The sequence below is a fragment of the Ottowia sp. genome (assembly GCF_016703145.1).
Lineage (GTDB): Bacteria > Pseudomonadota > Gammaproteobacteria > Burkholderiales > Burkholderiaceae_C > Ottowia.
Genome location: NZ_JADJCO010000003.1, coordinates 1,311,582 through 1,327,768, shown reverse-complemented (window position 1 = coordinate 1,327,768; position 16,187 = coordinate 1,311,582). Strand labels below are relative to the sequence as shown.

The 16,187-nt window shown below is 67.8% G+C and carries 14 protein-coding genes and 1 pseudogene; 6 read left to right on the top strand and 9 right to left on the bottom strand.

Annotated elements, in window-relative coordinates; genetic code table 11:
* The first annotated feature begins 22 nt into the window (after positions 1–22).
* Positions 23–3,497, top strand: a pseudogene (gene mfd / locus IPG65_RS10105) (transcription-repair coupling factor).
* Between the two features lie 88 nt (positions 3,498–3,585).
* Here the strand turns inward: mfd and IPG65_RS10100 are convergent.
* From IPG65_RS10100 to IPG65_RS10080, 5 genes are all read right to left on the bottom strand, one after another.
* The gene (locus IPG65_RS10100) at positions 3,586–6,291 is read right to left on the bottom strand and encodes a DEAD/DEAH box helicase family protein (protein WP_293189065.1); all 2,706 of its coding nucleotides are present in this window, start codon (positions 6,289–6,291) and stop codon (positions 3,586–3,588) included.
* A gap of 3 nt (positions 6,292–6,294) precedes the next feature.
* The gene (locus IPG65_RS10095) at positions 6,295–7,698 is read right to left on the bottom strand and encodes a site-specific DNA-methyltransferase (protein WP_293190052.1); all 1,404 of its coding nucleotides are present in this window, start codon (positions 7,696–7,698) and stop codon (positions 6,295–6,297) included.
* Between the two features lie 237 nt (positions 7,699–7,935).
* A complete protein-coding gene (locus IPG65_RS10090) occupies positions 7,936–8,337 on the bottom strand; it encodes a type II toxin-antitoxin system VapC family toxin (RefSeq protein ID WP_293189064.1) in 402 nt (133 codons plus the stop codon).
* Positions 8,338–8,342: 5 nt separating this feature from the next.
* Complete coding sequence (locus IPG65_RS10085) at positions 8,343–8,588, bottom strand: AbrB/MazE/SpoVT family DNA-binding domain-containing protein (RefSeq protein WP_293189063.1); 246 nt, start codon at positions 8,586–8,588, stop codon at positions 8,343–8,345.
* A 109-nt stretch (positions 8,589–8,697) separates the two neighbouring features.
* Positions 8,698–9,600: an SMP-30/gluconolactonase/LRE family protein gene (locus tag IPG65_RS10080; RefSeq protein WP_293189062.1), complete on the bottom strand. Its 903-nt coding sequence runs from the start codon at positions 9,598–9,600 to the stop codon at positions 8,698–8,700.
* Between the two features lie 148 nt (positions 9,601–9,748).
* Between IPG65_RS10080 and IPG65_RS10075 the strand changes: the two genes are divergently transcribed.
* Together IPG65_RS10075 and IPG65_RS10070 are read left to right on the top strand one after the other, a co-directional pair.
* Entirely contained in the window at positions 9,749–10,249 is a 501-nt protein-coding gene (locus tag IPG65_RS10075; protein WP_293190050.1) for a MarR family transcriptional regulator, read from the top strand.
* Positions 10,236–11,009 (top strand): DNA alkylation repair protein, encoded by a 774-nt coding sequence (locus tag IPG65_RS10070; protein WP_293189061.1) that lies wholly within the window; start codon positions 10,236–10,238, stop codon positions 11,007–11,009. Before IPG65_RS10075 ends, IPG65_RS10070 begins: the two co-directional genes overlap by 14 nt.
* Before the next feature lie 173 nt (positions 11,010–11,182).
* Here the strand turns inward: IPG65_RS10070 and IPG65_RS10065 are convergent, their stop codons facing one another.
* Both IPG65_RS10065 and IPG65_RS10060 read right to left on the bottom strand, forming a co-directional pair.
* Entirely contained in the window at positions 11,183–11,581 is a 399-nt protein-coding gene (locus IPG65_RS10065) for a type II toxin-antitoxin system VapC family toxin (protein ID WP_293189060.1), read from the bottom strand.
* Positions 11,582–11,586: 5 nt separating this feature from the next.
* Positions 11,587–11,787 carry a type II toxin-antitoxin system PrlF family antitoxin gene (locus IPG65_RS10060; protein WP_293189059.1) on the bottom strand — a complete coding sequence of 67 codons (201 nt, stop codon included), beginning with the start codon at positions 11,785–11,787 and terminating at the stop codon, positions 11,587–11,589.
* A gap of 88 nt (positions 11,788–11,875) precedes the next feature.
* Between IPG65_RS10060 and IPG65_RS10055 the strand changes: the two genes are divergently transcribed.
* Positions 11,876–12,487 carry a L,D-transpeptidase gene (locus IPG65_RS10055; RefSeq protein WP_293189058.1) on the top strand — a complete coding sequence of 204 codons (612 nt, stop codon included), beginning with the start codon at positions 11,876–11,878 and terminating at the stop codon, positions 12,485–12,487.
* Positions 12,488–12,499: 12 nt separating this feature from the next.
* On the opposite strand, the gene IPG65_RS10050 is transcribed toward IPG65_RS10055, so the two are convergent.
* Positions 12,500–13,117, bottom strand: coding sequence for an NAD(P)H-dependent oxidoreductase (locus IPG65_RS10050; RefSeq protein ID WP_293189057.1), 618 nt, complete (start codon positions 13,115–13,117; stop codon positions 12,500–12,502).
* Between the two features lie 88 nt (positions 13,118–13,205).
* Between IPG65_RS10050 and IPG65_RS10045 the strand changes: the two genes are divergently transcribed.
* Both IPG65_RS10045 and serB read left to right on the top strand, forming a co-directional pair.
* Positions 13,206–13,811: a TetR/AcrR family transcriptional regulator gene (locus IPG65_RS10045; RefSeq protein WP_293189056.1), complete on the top strand. Its 606-nt coding sequence runs from the start codon at positions 13,206–13,208 to the stop codon at positions 13,809–13,811.
* A gap of 64 nt (positions 13,812–13,875) precedes the next feature.
* The gene (gene serB, locus IPG65_RS10040) at positions 13,876–14,616 is read left to right on the top strand and encodes a phosphoserine phosphatase SerB (RefSeq protein WP_293189055.1); all 741 of its coding nucleotides are present in this window, start codon (positions 13,876–13,878) and stop codon (positions 14,614–14,616) included.
* An 81-nt stretch (positions 14,617–14,697) separates the two neighbouring features.
* Here the strand turns inward: serB and sbcB are convergent, their stop codons facing one another.
* A complete protein-coding gene (gene sbcB, locus IPG65_RS10035; RefSeq protein WP_293189054.1) occupies positions 14,698–16,146 on the bottom strand; it encodes an exodeoxyribonuclease I in 1,449 nt (482 codons plus the stop codon).
* Positions 16,147–16,187 lie beyond the last annotated feature (41 nt).

The following is a 16,187-nucleotide window of genomic DNA, read 5'->3' as shown; positions in this document are numbered from 1 at the left end:
CATTCGCGCCCTTTTTGCCCTCATGGACCTGCCCAAGCTCACCCCTGGCAAGCGCCACACCCTGCCCCGCCCTCCCGCGTCCGCCGACGCGCTGCTGCTGGCCCGGCTGACCGAGCGCGAAAAGGGCCACGGCCGGCCGGTCGCCCTCTTCACCGCCGACGCCACCGACACCCAGCGCCTGCTGGACGAGATCGCCTTCTTCTCCCCTGATTTGCGCTGCGCCGTCTTCCCGGACTGGGAGACGCTGCCCTACGACAGCTTCTCGCCTCACCAGGACCTGATCAGCGAGCGGCTGGCCACGCTGTGGCGCATCTCGCAGCGCGAGGTGGACGTGGTGCTGGTGCCCGCCACCACCGCGCTGTACCGGCTGGCGCCGCCAGCCTTCCTGGCCGGCTACACCTTCCAGTTCAGGACCGGGCAGAAGCTGGACGAGGCCAAGTTCAAGGCCCAGCTCACGCTGGCCGGCTACAGCCACGTGACGCAGGTGGTGAGCCCCGGCGAGTACGCGGTGCGCGGCGGGCTGATCGACCTGTTCCCCATGGGCTCGCCGCAGCCCTTTCGCGTCGATCTGTTCGACGACGAGATCGACTCCATCCGCACCTTCGACCCCGACTCGCAGCGCAGCCTGTACCCGGTGCCCGAGGTGCGCCTGCTGCCTGGCCGCGAGTTCCCGATGGACGACGCCGCGCGCACGCGCTTTCGTGCCCGCTGGCGCGAGCTGCTGGAGGGCGACCCGACCAAGAGCCGCATCTACAAGGACATGGGCAACGGCGTGGCCACCGCCGGCATCGAGTACTACCTGCCGCTGTTCTTCGACGAGACGGCGACCGTCTTCGACTACCTGGGCGAGGCCAGCACGCTGGTGCTGCACGGCGACCTGGAAGGCGCGTTTCAGCACTTCTGGCAGGACACGCGCGAGCGCTACCGCCTGGTGCAGGGCGACCCCGAGCGGCCCGCGCTGCCGCCAGAGGCGCTGTTTCTCACGGCGGAGCAGTTCTACACGCACACCAAGGCGCATGCGCAACTGGCGATCCGCTTCGGAGAAGCCGGCGCCGACAAGCCCTACGCCGAGTTCGACACCCTGCCGCCCCTGGCCGTGGTGCGCGGGGCCGAAGACCCGCTCACGCGCCTGAAGGAGCACATCGCCCGCACGCCGCACCGCGTGCTGGTGCTGGCCGAGAGCGAGGGCCGCCGCGAGAGCCTGCTGGACTTCCTGCGCGCCAGCGGCGTCAGCCCGCCCGCCTTCGACTCGCTGGCCGAGTTCGAGTCGTCCGCCGACGAGAAGCTCGGCATCGCCACCGCCGCGGTGGCCGCCGGCTTCGCCTGGAACGAGGCCGCCATCGACTTCGTCACCGAGACCGAGCTGTTCGCCACCGGCCCGACCACGCGCCGGCGCGGCAAGCGGCAGGAGGCGGTCAGCGACGTCGAGGCGCTGATCAAGGACTTGAGCGAGCTGAACGTGGGCGACCCGGTGGTGCACAGCGGCCACGGCATCGGCCGCTACCGGGGCCTGGTCAACATGGACCTGGGCGAGAAGAACGCCGACGGCAGCCCGGCCCTGCAGGAGATGCTGCACCTGGAGTACGCCGACAAGGCCACGCTGTACGTGCCCGTGTCGCAGTTGCACCTGATCAGCCGCTACACCGGCGTGAGCGCCGACGAGGCGCCGCTGCACAAGCTGGGCAGCGGCCAGTGGGAAAAGGCCAAGCGCAAGGCCGCCGAGCAGGTGCGCGATAGCGGCCGCCGAGCTGCTGAACATCTACGCCCGCCGCGCTGCGCGCGAGGGCCACGCCTTCCGCTTCTCGGCGGCCGATTACGAGGTCTTCGCCAACGACTTCGGTTTCGAGGAGACGGCCGACCAGAAGGCCGCCATCCACGCCGTCATCCAGGACATGGTCTCGCCCCAGCCGATGGACCGGCTGGTGTGCGGCGACGTCGGCTTCGGCAAGACCGAGGTGGCGCTGCGCGCCGCCTTCGTGGCGGTGACGGGCGGCAAGCAGGTGGCCTTTCTCGCGCCCACCACGCTGCTGGCCGAGCAGCACCACCAGACGCTGGTGGACCGCTTCTCCAAGTGGCCGGTGAAGGTGGCCGAGATGAGCCGCTTCCGCTCCGGCAAGGAGATCACCGCCGCCGCCAAGGGCCTGCAGGAGGGCAGCGTGGACATCGTGGTCGGCACGCACAAGCTGCTGTCCGAAAGCGTGAAGTTCAAGAACCTCGGACTGCTCATCATCGACGAGGAACACCGCTTCGGCGTGCGCCACAAGGAGCAGATGAAGGCCATGCGCGCCGAGGTGGACGTGCTGACCCTCACCGCCACGCCGATCCCGCGCACGCTGGGCATGGCGCTCGAAGGCCTGCGTGACCTGAGCGTGATCGCCACCGCGCCGCAGCGGCGCCTGGCCATCAAGACCTTCGTGCGCAACGAAGGCACCGGCGTGATCCGCGAGGCGGTGCTGCGCGAACTGAAGCGCGGCGGACAGGTGTACTTCCTGCATAACGAGGTGGAGACCATCGAGAACCGGCGCCAGAAGCTGGAAGAAATATTGCCCGAGGCGCGCATCGCCGTGGCCCACGGCCAGATGCCCGAGCGCGAGCTGGAGCGCGTGATGCGCGACTTCGTGGCGCAGCGCTACAACATCCTGCTGTGCTCCACCATCATCGAGACCGGCATCGACGTGCCCACCGCCAACACCATCGTGATGAGCCGCGCCGACAAGTTCGGCCTGGCGCAACTGCACCAGCTGCGCGGGCGCGTCGGGCGCAGCCACCACCAAGCCTATGCCTACCTGATGGTGCCCGACATCGAGGGCCTGACCAAACAGGCGGCGCAGCGGCTCGACGCCATCCAGCAGATGGAGGAGCTGGGCAGCGGCTTCTACCTGGCCATGCACGACCTGGAAATCCGCGGCGCCGGCGAGGTGCTGGGCGAGAACCAGAGCGGCAACATGATGGAGATCGGCTTCCAACTCTACAACGAGATGCTGGCGGAGGCCGTGCGCTGCCTGAAGGAAGGCAAGGAGCCCGACCTGCTCTCGCCGCTGTCGGTGACGACCGAGATCAACCTGCACGCCCCCGCCCTGCTGCCCGACGACTATTGCGGCGACGTGCACCTGCGCCTGTCCTTCTACAAGAAGCTGGCGACGGCGAAGACGTCGGACCAGATCGACGCGCTGCTGGAGGAGATCGTGGACCGCTTCGGCAAGCTGCCGCCGCAGGCGCAGACGCTGATCGACGTGCACCGCCTGCGCGTGCTCAGCCAGCCCTACGGCGTGCAGAAGGTGGACGCCGCCCCGGGCGTCATCAGCATCGCCTTCCGGCCCAACCCGCCGATCGACCCCATGGCCATCATCCGCATGATCCAGAAGAACAAGCACATCAAGCTGGCCGGCAACGAGAAGCTGCGCATCGAGCGCGAACTCAAGGAGCCGAAGGAGCGCGCGCAGATGGTGCGGGATGTGCTACGCAGCCTGGGGCAGCCCGTCGCTGCAGCGGCATGATGACCGGCGGCCCCACCGTGCTACGCACGTTGGCGTCTGTCGAACAACGAAGGCCTCCGCGACGGTTCGGAAACACGACTGGGGATACTCAACTCAAGCAGGATTCGATTGAATTCCACTGCTTGTCTTTGACCATGACAAACCGGCACCGACCTTGCGACAGGTTCGCCCAAAGCCCACCAATCAGTCGATCATCCTGCGCGCTGCCCCAGCGGTCTGCGCCCTTGTACTCGACGGCCAGGATCGGGCCGACCTGGTCTGCAGCGCCGGGCAGCTGACACAGAAAGTCCGGGTAGAAGCGCCCATCGGCCTTCTGCAGGAAGAACGAACTGCCTTCGCGCCGAACGAGGTTGCGCACCCAGAACTGGATGCGTCCCTGCTGTGCCTGAATGTCCAGCCCGCAGGCGCACTCGAACTCCTCTTTGCTGTCGAAGTCGCCGACGCGCCCGTAGAAATGCTTGCGGAAGTCGAAGTGTCCCCACCGGCCGTCGTAGTCACGGCTGGGTGCATAGGCCTGCGCGTGGAACTCGAAGGCGTACTGATCCGTCACCGCGACGCGCGACGCCGCGTCATCGCCGAACAGCGCCTGCTGAAACGCCTTGCCGACCGCCTGCTTGCGCAGCTCACGGATACGCGCCTCCAGCAGATTGCGAAGCAGGAACTTCTGCAGATTGGCGCGTGCGAGCGTGAAGCCGTCCCGTCGCAACAGTTCGGTCAGCCACTTGGCGACGAAAGCTTGCTTGCTGGCGTGGGTGAGTGAGGGCTCCGGCAGGTTCTTGCACAGCCACGTCGCGAGACGTACCTCGTCCCAGTGCTCGGGCTGATAGACCAGCCCCAGGTCACGCTGCAGGTCGGGCAGAAAGCGCGAGACCACCTTGCCGCTCTCGCCATCGACATCGATCTCGCCGCCTTCGGACACCTTCAAGCCCGCACCCAGCGCGGTGATGTCGTCGCCGGTCGGCGCGGCGTCGTACGTCGATACATCCCACGGATAGTCGAGCACCTCCGGGTCGTCGAACAGTTGCAACTCGCCTTGAACGCGCAAGGCCATCTGCGGCACGCGAAAGCGATCCCCCAACTCGGCCGGCGTCTGGAAGAACTCGATGGCCGTGGTACGGCTGATCTCGGCCGCCTCGACGATGGCCGCTGCCGCAGAGTCGCTGATGACCGAGTCCTTGAGCACCTCGGCATCGTCCTCGGTCAGCGGCGTGGTGATGGTCAGCGTGTTGAGCTTTCCGTCCCAGCTCACCTTGTCGCGCACCGGCTTGGGCACGCGCTTGAGATCGGGCTTTTCGGTCAGCGTGATCGCCACCGGGCGAACGACGACACGCCCGACACGGCCTTCCAGATCCAGCCGTGCCTGGTCGGCCTTGGCGGCGGTAACGAATTCGGTGACCTCGCGTCGTTCGAAGCCGGCGCCCGCCACGAGGCGATCTCGCAGCGCACCGGCCGTCTCGGCGAAGTTGCGCGACACCACGAAGGCATAGGACTGATTCAAGGCCTTGGCCTGCCGATGGCTTGCGCCGGGTTGACGCAACACGCGCCCGAGCAACTGCTCCACCGCCGTGGCCGACGACAGCGACGCCATGCTCACCAGGATGTAGGCGAAGGGGCAGTCCCAACCCTCGGTCAGCGCCTTCTGGGTGATGACGAACTTCACCGGGCAGGCGGGATCGGCAATGCCCAGCTTGTGGTCGGCGTCGATCTGCTCCAGCCCCTTTTCCTCGCCGGTGGCAACGACGATCTCGCTGGCCGGGATGCCGTGGTTGGTGATCAGTTCATTGCGAACACGCTCGAAGTCCAGTGTCTCAACGCCTGCGCGGCGCGGCTCCGACTGAATCAACACCAGTGGCCGCAGGTAGAGGCTGCCTGCGCGACGCTCCTCATCAGCCAGTTCATGCAAGGCATTGCGCCGGCCGATGGCGTCAGCCAGACACTGCTGCCAGTTCGGCTCGGTTTGCAGCACCACCGGCAGCTTGATCATCTCCTCCGCCTTCAACTCAGCGGCGGAGACGCTGTGCAGCACATTGCTCGGCGTGCGCTCCAGGTCGGGCGTGGCGGTCAACTCCATCACGCCACTGGGGCGCAAGCGCGCCAGCATGTCGAACGCCAGTTCGGTGCGGCTGTTGTGCGCCTCGTCCACCACCACGAAAGGCCGGCGCAGGCGCAGCACGTTGGCCAGCGAGCACGGCGTCGTGCGTTCGGCACCTTCGCCTTCACTCAACAAACCCTCGCGCTGGGTGGGCGACAGGTTGTCGAAGTGGTGCATCAACGCGCCGCTGCTCTGGTACACCTTGCGGGACTCCTCGTCCTCCACCTGAAACGCCTGCCGAGTGGCGACGATGATCGTGGTCGAGGTGTCCAGCGTCGCGCGGGTCACACTCTTGGCCTCGTCGAGGTCCATGACCGTGATCGGCCCCGCTTCACGCAGCGCCGTGTGGTACGGATGCAGCCGGTCGCGCAAGGCGCGCAAGGTCTGCTCGCGGATGGGCTTGCTGGGCACCAGCCACAGGATCAGGCTGTGCTCGCAGCGCAGCAGATGCGTGTTGACCAGCGCGACGCTCTTGGCCGCCAGCCAGGTCTTGCCGCCGCCAGTGGGCACGCGCAGGCAAAAGTAAGGCATGTCGGCCGGAAAGCCCGACAGCGGGTGGTACGCATTGCCTCGGCCCCACAGCCGCTCCGTGGTGGCGGTGAAGGCGATCGATGCCGACGGCAGCTCGTGGCAGGCCTTGAAATAGGCCTCGACGCTGTCGAGCACTTGCTGCTGGTAGGTCTTGGGCGCGAACGTCGTCATGGCTTACACCTCCAGCGCATAAGGGGTTTGCTTGAAGGTGATGCCCTCACGTGCAGCCCGGCCGCCTATGCGGTTGGCGGCGGCGTAGATCACTTTGGGGCCAGCGAACTTGGGCAGCACGTCGAACACCGGACCGGTAAGCACGTTGCCACCAGTGGCGGTGTGGTCCTTGAGGATGCCGTTGTAGAGCAGGTAGATCGCACGGCCATCGTGCGCGCCCAAAAGCGGCGAATCGGCTTGTCCCATATATCCCATGCCTGTTTCGGCGAACCAGACGAACTCGGCCAATTGGGCAAACTTCACATCGGTGCGGATGTGACCATCGGCGTCGAACAGAGGATGCTCGGATAAACGGCAGAACTGGAAACCGCCGCCCAGGCCGGGCATGGCCTCGCCCTTGGCGTTGGTGTAGCCCTGCGCCACACGGCGCACGCGCTCAGCGGTGACGTTCTTCGCAATGCCACCGTCCATCTCCACCAAGATGAAGCGGCGATTGCCACCGTCTTCGGCATTTTGTTTGAGGACGGCATGAGCCGTGGTGCCGGAGCCAGCGAAGCTGTCAAGGATGAGGGAATCCTTATCGCTGGCAATTTTCAGCAAATGCTGGATCAATCGCGCTGGCTTGGGCGTGAACTTCACGTCTGGCACCAAATTCCGCAATTCTTTCGCGGCCTCATCCGTGTGACCAACGCTATCGTGCTTCAACAGTGAAACGGGCATCATGCCCTGCTGAATTTCGGAGAGAAAATTCTTGAGTGCAGGAACACTGTTGACTCCCTTTACTCCCCACCAGATTCTTTTTTCCGACTCGTTACGTTCATGCACTTCACGCGACATAGCCCAAACTCGCGTTCGCTTCGGCCAAATTTCCTCCTCTGTATTGGGCTGGCGAATGGCGTAGTAAAGATTAGGTCGCTCATCCGATGTGTAGCGGCATGTGTAGTCCATCGCCTTCCATGACCCACGAGCATCATGGTCAGGATTCTTGTAGCGGCCAGTTTGGTCTTCAGTCAATGGCAAAAGATTGCGCTGGAATTGGGCGCTTGCCCGATACGCCATCAACGATTCATGTAGATATCCAATATCTTTGGTATCTGGCGGCGGCGCATATCGTTTTTCCCAAGCAAAAGTACATAGGAAATTTCTAGACCCAAAAACCTCATCCATCAACAAACGCAGGTTCGCCACCTCGTTATCGTCAATAGAAACAAAAATCGCCCCATCCCCGCGCAGAAACTGCCTGAGCAGCACCAGCCTCGGATACATCATGCACAGCCAGCGGTCGTGTCGGTCCAGCGTCTCGCCTTCCTTGCCGACCACCTCGCCCAGCCACTTGCGAATCTCCGGGCTGTTGACGTTGTCGTTGTAGGCCCAGCCCTCGTTGCCCGTGTTGTACGGCGGGTCGATGTAGATACACTTGACCTGCCCCGCGTAGCGCGGCAGCAGCGCCTTCAGGGCGTGCAGGTTGTCGCCCTGGACGATGAGGTTGCCCTCATCCTGCTTATCAGGGTTTACCCCCCCCCCCGCAAATTTCCGCAGCTCAGTTCGGGCACGGGTTCGAGCAGGCGGAAAGGCACTTCCTTGTGGTGTTTGACAACGGCGTCCTTGCCGATCCAGTTCAACGTTGGCATCTGTTTTCGTTTCTCATTTTTCGGGTGCAAGGAGCTGCACCGTCGGAAAGTACCCCGCATACCGCCGCACATCCCGCGTCAGCACCGGCCAGCCCGCCACCGCCGCGTGGGCGCCGATGAAGAAGTCAGCCAGCACGTTGGTCTTGGCGCCACCCTGGCGGCGGTACTTCACGAAGGCTTTGCCGGCCAGGAACAGTGCGGGTCGGGGCATTTCGATGACGGGGATTTGCAGCGCCGCGAGTGTTTCGTCCAGCGCCTCCACGGTGCTGAAGGTGAGCGAGAGCTCGGCGTAGATCACGGGGTTGATGGCCAGGCGATGGATTTGCGCCTGCGCGCGCAGTTGGGCGATGGACCAGTCGGCCCATTCCGGGTCGTTTTCCAGCACGTCCACCAGGACATTGGTATCCACCAGCATCGGGCTCAACCCCGCAGCAGGGCCATCAGTTCTTGCGTGCGCCAGGGCACGTCGGCCTTGCCGCGCGCGGCGTCGAAGCGGTCGGGCGGCGTTTTGTGCGTCTTGCCGCGCAGGCCGGCGGCCTTGTGCAGCACCACTTCACCATCGCGGTTGACGGCGAAGTCCACCGCGCTGCCGGGCGTGAGACCCAGCGCGTCGCGGATTTGCTTGGGAATGGTGACCTGGCCTTTGACGGTGAGCGTGGTGGGCATGGTGGCAGCGTCCGGAGAGAAAAGTTTTACCGATTATAAATAGGTAATACTTTGATGGAGGAGGCAATTCGGGTCCATCCGAGCGCGCGCCCGCACCTGAAAGCCGCGCTCAAGGCCGTCCCGCGTGCGGCACCTGCACGCGCGTCGTCCACACCGCCGCTTCGCGCGCCGCCTTGCGCGCTTCCTCGTGGAAGTCCGGCGCCACACAGATGAACAGCGTGTGGCCGTCCGGGCCGCCGAGCGCGCAGGCAAAAGTACCCATCGAACCTGTCGAAAGGGTGTCCAGCACCTCGCCGCCCGGCGCCACGCGCACCACGCAGTTGCGCCCGCTGTCGGAGAACCAGACGGCGCCCTCGGCGTCCATCGTGGCGCCGTCGGGCAGCGCCTTCAGGGCGCCCATCGCGCTGGCGACGTCGGTCAGCGGCGGCGGGTCGCCGAAGCAGGCCCAGTCGCGGCGCGGCCCCAGGCTGCCGTCGGCGGCGATGTCGAAGGCCGAGATGCGGTTGCCGATGGTCTCGCACACGATCAGCGTGCGGCCGTCCGGCGTGATCATCGAGCCGTTGGGAAAGTACAGGCCATCGGCCGCGCGGTGTACCGACCCGTCGGGATCGACGCGCGCCAGCACCGCCGTGGCGGGTGTGCCGCCGCCCATCAGGTCGAAGCCGAAGTTGCCCACGTAGGCGCGGCCCTGCGCGTCCACCACCATGTCGTTGAGATGCCCGGCGGCCATGCCGGACAGATCGGCATGCACCACCAGTTGGCCATTCGGCTCGCGGCGCAGCAGCTTGCGATCGCGCATCGAGACGATCAGCAGCCGGCCGTCCGGCAGCCAGCCCAGCCCGGAAGGCTGCTGCGGCACGTCGGCCATTCGCTCCACCTGCCCGTCCAGCGCCACGCGGATCACCTGGCCGGTGTAGAAGTCCGACAGCCACAGCCGGTCCTCGTGCCAGCGCGGGCACTCGAAATAGGTGTAGCCGTCGACGAGAACGGAAAAGCGCGGATCGATGCTCATGGTGTCTCCTGGTGGTTGTGAAATTGCCGATGGGATGGTGCGAAGTCTATCGAGCGCCATGGGTGACGCCAGTGGCTGGCCCGGCTGCCAGCAGTCCAATGAGATCATCTCCATATAATCAGCCGCCATACCATATGACGGCTGCATGATGGAACTCGAACAGAAGTACCTCGCCCTGCTGAACGAGGCCGAACGGCGCGGGCTGCCCGACCTGCCGGCCATCCGCCTGTGCTTCCAGACCCTGTCGCTGGCCGCCCGCATCGACCGCGACTGCGCCACGCTGCTCGCGCCGCACGGCCTGTCGGAAGGCCGGTTCGTGATGCTGTTCCTGCTGGACGCCGCGCCCGATGGCCTGGCGCCCAACCTGCTGGCCGAGCAGGCGGGCGTGACGCGCGCCACCGTCACCGGCCTGCTCGACGGGCTGGAGCGCGAGGCGCTCATCGAGCGCCACGCCGAGCCTGGCGACCGGCGCGCGCTGCGCATCCGGCTCACGCGCCAGGGCCAGCAGCTCGCGCGCAAGCTGTTCGAGCAGCACGGCCTGTGGATCGCGGGCCTGTTCGGCAACCTGACCGCCACCGAACGCACGCAACTGGCGCGCCTGCTCGACAAGGTGGCCACCAACACCGGCGCCGCGCATGGCACCGCCTGAGCACAAGGGCGCCACGCGCGCGGCGGACATTCCGGCCGAGGTGCTGGATGCGCTCTCGCGCGGCGTGCTGCCCACGGCCACGCTCGCCGAAGGCCTGGCGCTCGACCAGGGCCGGCTGCTGCGCACCGTGTTCCCCGATCTGCCACGGCCGATCCACGGCGCCGCCGAGGACGCCTGCCGCCTCGGCATCCTCAAACGCATGGAGCGCATCGGTGCATTGCTGCTGCAGGAACTGGGTAGCCCCGGCATCGGCACCTGCCGCGCCCACCCCGCCGACACGGTGCGTGGCTGGGCCTGCTTCATGGTCGGCGCGCAGCCCGGCCTCGACCTGCCCGCGCGGCTGGCCGCCATCCGCCCGCTGGCCGACGATGCGCACTTCGGCGTGCGCGAATGGGCCTGGCTGGCCGTGCGCCCGCAGCTCGCGCGGCAACTGCCCGAGGCCATCGCGCTGCTGGCCACGTGGACGGATTCGCCCTCCGAGCGCCTGCGCCGCTTCGCCAGCGAGGCCCTGCGCCCGCGCGGCGTCTGGTGCGCGCACATCGCAGAACTCAAAAGCCGCCCCGAAGCCGCCCTGCCCCTGCTCGCGCCGCTGCGCGCCGACCCCAGCGCCTACGTGCAGGACTCGGTGGCCAACTGGCTCAACGATGCGGGCAAGAGCCGGCCCGACTGGGTGCGCGGGCTGTGCAACCAGTGGCTGCAAGGCAGCCCCGGCCCCGCCACGCGGCGCATCTGCGCGCGGGCGCAGCGCAGCCTGAAGTGAGCTCCGAATCAGTCTTCGATGAAGAATCCAGATGTCACGCGCCTTGGTCACATACCCGCCCTTGACCATTCCCACCGACGCGAACGCAAAGATGGACCGCCAGCGGATGTGGCCGCTGCCCTCGTACACCGTGCGCGCCCAATCGTCCAGCGGCACATGGGCTTCGATGGCCTTCAATCAGGCGACACGAGCGCGACGGTCGGGAAATAGCCGACATACCTTCTCACATCCCGCGTCAGCACCGGCCACTCCGCCACCGCCGCATGCGCGCCGATGATGAAGTCGGCCAGCACGTTGCTTTTGGTGCCGCCCCGGCGGCGGTATTGCACGAACGCCTTGCCCGCCAGGAACAACGCGGGCCGGGGAATTTCTGTCACGGGGATTTGCAGCGCCGCCAGGGTGCCTTCCAACGCCTCGACGGTGCTGAACGTGAGCGACAGCTCGGCATGGATCACGGGGTTGATGTGCAGGCGGTGGATCTGCGCCTGGGCGCGCAGTTGCGCGATCGACCAGTCGGCCCACTCGGGGTCGTTCGCCAGCACGTCCACGAGGACGTTGGTGTCCACCAGCATGCGGTTCAGCCCCGCAGCAGGGCCATGAGGTCTTGCGTGCGCCAGGGCACGTCGGCCTTGCCGCGCGGGCCGGCGGCCTTGTGCAGCACCACTTCGCCGTCGTGGTTGACGGCGAAGTCGATCAGCGTGCCGGGCGTCAGGCCCAGCGCGTCGCGTATCCGCTTGGGGATGGTGACCTGGCCCTTGATGGTGAGCGTGGTGGGCATGAGGGGTGTCTCCGGGTGGCGTTCTTACCAGTTCTAGTGGGGTAATACCCGATAATCATTCCCCGTCCTCCGATCCACGGATTGCACGATGCACCTGTCTCCGTCCACCGCCCTGGCCCTGCTGCTCGCCCTCGCCGGCGCGCCCGCCGCCGCGGCCGACGACGCGCTGGCGCGGCGCTTCGCGGCGGACGTGGTGCAGGTGGCCGACGCGGGCGGGCGCGCCTTCGCCGTGCTCGACAAGCCGGCCGCCACGCTGTGGGTGTTCGACGGCCAGGGCCGCCCGGTGGCCAGCAGCCCGGTGCTGGTGGGCCAGGCGCGGGGCGACGCGGCGCCGGCCGACATCGGCACCCGCCCGCTGGCCAAGGTGCGGCCGCACGAAAAGGTCACCTCGGCCGGCCGCTACGTCACCGAGGGCGGGCGCAACCTGCGGGGCGAGGACATCGTCTGGCTCGACTACGACGCCGCCCTGTCCATGCACCGCGTGCGCGACGTGCCGGGCGAGGCGCGCCACGAGCGCCTGCGGACGCCCTCGGTGGCCGACAACCGCATTTCCTTCGGCTGCATCAACGTGCCGGCCGGCTTCTACGACCGCCACATCGACCCGTTGTTCAGCCGCGCCACCGGCGTGGTCTACGTGCTGCCCGAGACGCGGCCTTGGGCCAGCGTGTTCCCGTTCGCGGCCCGCAACGCCGAGCGTTGAACGCCGTGGCGGTCAGCCCGCCGACGCCACCGGCTCGGCGCGGCGCCTCAGGCGGGCGGCGTCCCGCGCACCCACGGCGGCGGCCCGGTCCAGCCAGCCCGCGCGTGCTGGCGGCGTGCTGTCGTGCACCGGGCCGAAGCGCGTCACCCGCACCGGCTTGAAGCCGCAGAAGCGCAGCGTGCTGCGCACCAGTTGCCTCACCGTCGGGTCGCCTTGCAGTAGGCGCAGGTACCAGCCGGGCGAGTCGGTGGTCAGCAGCACGCGCACCGAGCGGCCGCCGAGCAGGCCCAGCGGGTCGCCATTGGGCTGGTAGCGGTAGGCCCAGCCGCGCTGGAATGCGCGGTCGAAGAAGCCCTTCAGCAGCGCCGGCACCGAACCCCACCACAGGGGCGTGACCAGGCACAGGTGCGTACTGGCGTCGATCAGGCGCTGGGCGTGCCGCAGGTCGGGCTCCAGCGGCTGCTCGCCCCGGTAGCCTTGGTGCAGGAGGGGATCGAAGCGCAAATCGCGCAGCGCCAGCACCGTCACATCGGCGCCGGCTTGGCGCGCCGATTCGGCGTAGCGCCCGGCCAGCGCCGCGCACAACGAGCCGGGGTCGGGATGGGCGTCGATGACGAGCACGGCGGACATGGCGGCTTCCTTTCAACAGTGGGTTTCAATCGGTAATCTTGACAACGTAAAGATAATGTCGAGCGCAGTGCCGGCTAGAATTTTTCTCATGTCAAGTTCCATCGAATCCGATCATCCTTACCACCACGGCAACCTGCGCCAGGCCTTGCTGGAAGCGGCTTTCGAGCTGCTGGCCACGCGTCCGGCCACGCAGCTCAGCCTGCGCGAGGTGGCCCGCGCCGCGGGCGTGAGCCATGCCGCGCCCTACCACTACTTCGCCGACCGCGACAGCCTGCTGAAGGCCGTGGGTGCCGAGTGCATGCGCCGGTTTCTGCAGGCGCAGCAGACCGCCGTGGCGCGTCGCCGCGCGCCAGTGGAGCGGCTGATCGCCCTGGGCCTGGCCTACGTGCGCTTCGCGCACGAGCAGCCCAACGCCTTCGCGCTGGTGTTCGACGCCCAGCTCTGCCCGCCCGGCGCGCCCAACGCCGACTCGGCCCCGCTCATCGCCGCCAACGAGGCGCTGCTGCGCGACTGCGTGGCCGCCCTACAGCAGGCCGACGACGTGCCCGACGTCGATGGCGACGCGCTGGGCGCGGCCCTCTGGGGCACGGTGCACGGCCTGGCGCAGCTCGTGATGGCCGGCCATCTGCCCATGGATGCGGTGGAGCCAGCGCTGCGCGCCCTGCTGGGGCTGCGCGCGCCGAGGCATGGATAATTCATGGTTTTTCAGGCTCCAGCCCGCATCCATCAAGCGCGAACAGCTATTAAATCAGAAGCATATGAACTCCACTCCCCCTGCCCATGATGCGCGCGAGATCAGCCCGGGCCTGACGGTGCGCGGCATCGCGGCGCCCCTGGCCCTGCGCGACTTCAGGCTGATCGCCTTCGACATGGACTCCACGCTGATCAACATCGAGTGCGTGGACGAGATCGCCGACGCCGCCGGGCGCAAGGCCGAGGTGGCCGCCATCACCGAGGCCGCCATGCGCGGCGAGATCGTCGACTACAAGGACAGCCTGCGCCGCCGCGTGGCGCTGCTGCAGGGCGTGCCGGTGTCGCACCTGGAGCGGGTGTACGCCGAGCGCCTGCGCCTGAACCCGGGCGCGGCCGAGCTGGTGGCGGCCTGCCAGGCGGCGGGGCTGAAGACGCTGCTGGTGTCGGGCGGCTTCACCTTCTTCACCGACCGGCTGCGCGACCGGCTGAAGCTGGACTTCACGCGCTCCAACCTGCTGGGCGTGGAAGGCGGCGCGCTCACCGGCCGGCTGGTGGACCAGCCCTGGGGCGACATCTGCGACGGCGCCGAGAAGCGCCGCATGCTGCTGGAGACCTGCGCGCGCCTGGGCATCGCGCCAGCGCAGGCCATCGCCATGGGCGACGGCGCCAACGACCTGCCGATGATGGGCGAGGCCGGCCTGTCGGTGGCCTACCACGCCAAGCCCGCCGTGCGCGCGCAGGCCATGGTGGCGATCGACGCGGGCGGGCTGGACCGGCTGCTGGAAGTGGTGCGGCCGGCGGCGTGACTTCTTGGCAGGTGGTTTTTGAATAAAAACAACCGAAGGCCCGTGCCGGTATTGCGGCAGAAGCTATTTTTTCAGTAGCGTTCAGGCTTCCGGCGCGATCTGCTCGGCCCAGTCGTACAGGGCCTCCAGCACGGCCTGCCCACGCTCGTCTTGCACCGTCTCGGCCAGCGCGTCGATGCGGTCGGCCAGGGCTTGCAGCGTGAGAGCGCCGCCCTCGCCCCCGATCAGGCGCGCCTGACGGTGCGCCTGCCAGCGGGCGGCGTCCTGCGCGCTCAAGGTGTCGGGGAAGTTGCGCGCGCGGTAGCGCAGCAGCAGTTCGGCCAGGCGCTCGTCGTCGAAGCCGGCGCGGGCCACGGCCAGTTCCCGCGGGTGGAGGGCGCGCAGCTTCTCCAGGCGGCGGCGGTCGGCGTCGCCCAGGAAGCCGCCGTACAGGTCCTCGTCCACGTCCACCGCGCCCTCGCCCGCCGGGCGCGCGTGGACCTGGGCCCACAGCGCGCTCAGGTCGGGCAGCGCGCGCAGGCGCTCGAAGTGCGTCTGCGCCACGCCGAAGTCAATGCCCCAGCGCTCGGCCAGCTCGGGCCGCAGCGTCCGGAGGTTGCCGATAACGATGGGCGACTTGTTCAGGTGCACGCCCTTGACGGGCAAGCGCGCCACGCCCTCGGGCAGGTTGGCGGTGGCGGTGAACAGGCGCGCGCGCACTTCGTCGGCGGTCAGCGCGGCCAGTTCGGACGGGTCGGCCGACAGGTCCCAGGCGAGCAGCTCGTTGCGGTTGGTGGGATGCATGGCCAGCGGCGCCATCACGGCGATGCAGCCGCGCGCGGCGCCGAAGCGGCCGCTGACGTGCAGGAAGGGCCGGGCCTCGCGCAGGGTGGTGGGCAGGCCCAACTCCTGCGCCACCCGATCCTTCTTGCGCAGCGACAGGCAGAAGTCGAACAGCTTGGGCTGCCGGGCGCGGATCAGCCGCGCCAGCGCGATGGTGGCGCGCACGTCGGACAGCGCGTCGTGCGCCTGCGTGTGGACCAGGCCATTGGCGGCGCTGAGTTTTTCCAGCCGGAAGGTCGGCAGGCCGTCGTCGCCCAGCGGCCAGTCGATGCCCTCGGGCCGCAGCGCGTGGGCGCAGCGCGCCACGTCCAGCAGGTCCCAGCGGCCGCAGCCGTTCTGCCATTCGCGCGCATAGGGGTCGATGAGGTTGCGCCAAAGCAGGAAGCGCGTCACCTCGTCGTCGAAGCGGATGGAGTTGTAGCCCGCGCCGATGGTGCCGGGCTGGCCGAGCGCGGCGTTGATCTGCTCGGCGAAGCGGTGCTCGAGCAAGCCCCTGGCGGCGCAGTCCTGCGGCGTGATGCCGGTGATCAGGCAGGCTTCAGGCTCGGGCAGGCGATCCTGCGGCGGCTGGCAGTAGAGCACCAGCGGCTCGCCCACCTCGTTCAGCTCGGCATCGGTGCGCAGGGCGGCGAACTGCGCGGGCCAGTCGCGCCGGGGGGTGGTGCCGAAGGTCTCGTAGTCGTGCCAGAGAAAGGTGGGCGTGGTCATCGGCGCCAGCATAACCAATGCGCTCCCCGCGCCGGCCCAAT

What these genes read in the sequence shown, in the direction of transcription:
- IPG65_RS10100 (WP_293189065.1), bottom strand. Translation starts at nt 6,291, where the DNA reads ATGACGACGTTCGCGCCCAAGACCTACCAGCAGCAAGTGCTCGACAGC.
- IPG65_RS10090 (WP_293189064.1), bottom strand. Translation starts at nt 8,337, where the DNA reads ATGCTGGTGGATACCAATGTCCTGGTGGACGTGCTGGAAAACGACCCG.
- IPG65_RS10085 (WP_293189063.1), bottom strand. Translation starts at nt 8,588, where the DNA reads ATGCCCACCACGCTCACCGTCAAAGGCCAGGTCACCATTCCCAAGCAA.
- IPG65_RS10080 (WP_293189062.1), bottom strand. Translation starts at nt 9,600, where the DNA reads ATGAGCATCGATCCGCGCTTTTCCGTTCTCGTCGACGGCTACACCTAT.
- IPG65_RS10075 (WP_293190050.1), top strand. Translation starts at nt 9,749, where the DNA reads ATGGAACTCGAACAGAAGTACCTCGCCCTGCTGAACGAGGCCGAACGG.
- IPG65_RS10070 (WP_293189061.1), top strand. Translation starts at nt 10,236, where the DNA reads ATGGCACCGCCTGAGCACAAGGGCGCCACGCGCGCGGCGGACATTCCG.
- IPG65_RS10065 (WP_293189060.1), bottom strand. Translation starts at nt 11,581, where the DNA reads ATGCTGGTGGACACCAACGTCCTCGTGGACGTGCTGGCGAACGACCCC.
- IPG65_RS10060 (WP_293189059.1), bottom strand. Translation starts at nt 11,787, where the DNA reads ATGCCCACCACGCTCACCATCAAGGGCCAGGTCACCATCCCCAAGCGG.
- IPG65_RS10055 (WP_293189058.1), top strand. Translation starts at nt 11,876, where the DNA reads ATGCACCTGTCTCCGTCCACCGCCCTGGCCCTGCTGCTCGCCCTCGCC.
- IPG65_RS10050 (WP_293189057.1), bottom strand. Translation starts at nt 13,117, where the DNA reads ATGTCCGCCGTGCTCGTCATCGACGCCCATCCCGACCCCGGCTCGTTG.
- IPG65_RS10045 (WP_293189056.1), top strand. Translation starts at nt 13,206, where the DNA reads ATGTCAAGTTCCATCGAATCCGATCATCCTTACCACCACGGCAACCTG.
- serB (WP_293189055.1), top strand. Translation starts at nt 13,876, where the DNA reads ATGAACTCCACTCCCCCTGCCCATGATGCGCGCGAGATCAGCCCGGGC.
- sbcB (WP_293189054.1), bottom strand. Translation starts at nt 16,146, where the DNA reads ATGACCACGCCCACCTTTCTCTGGCACGACTACGAGACCTTCGGCACC.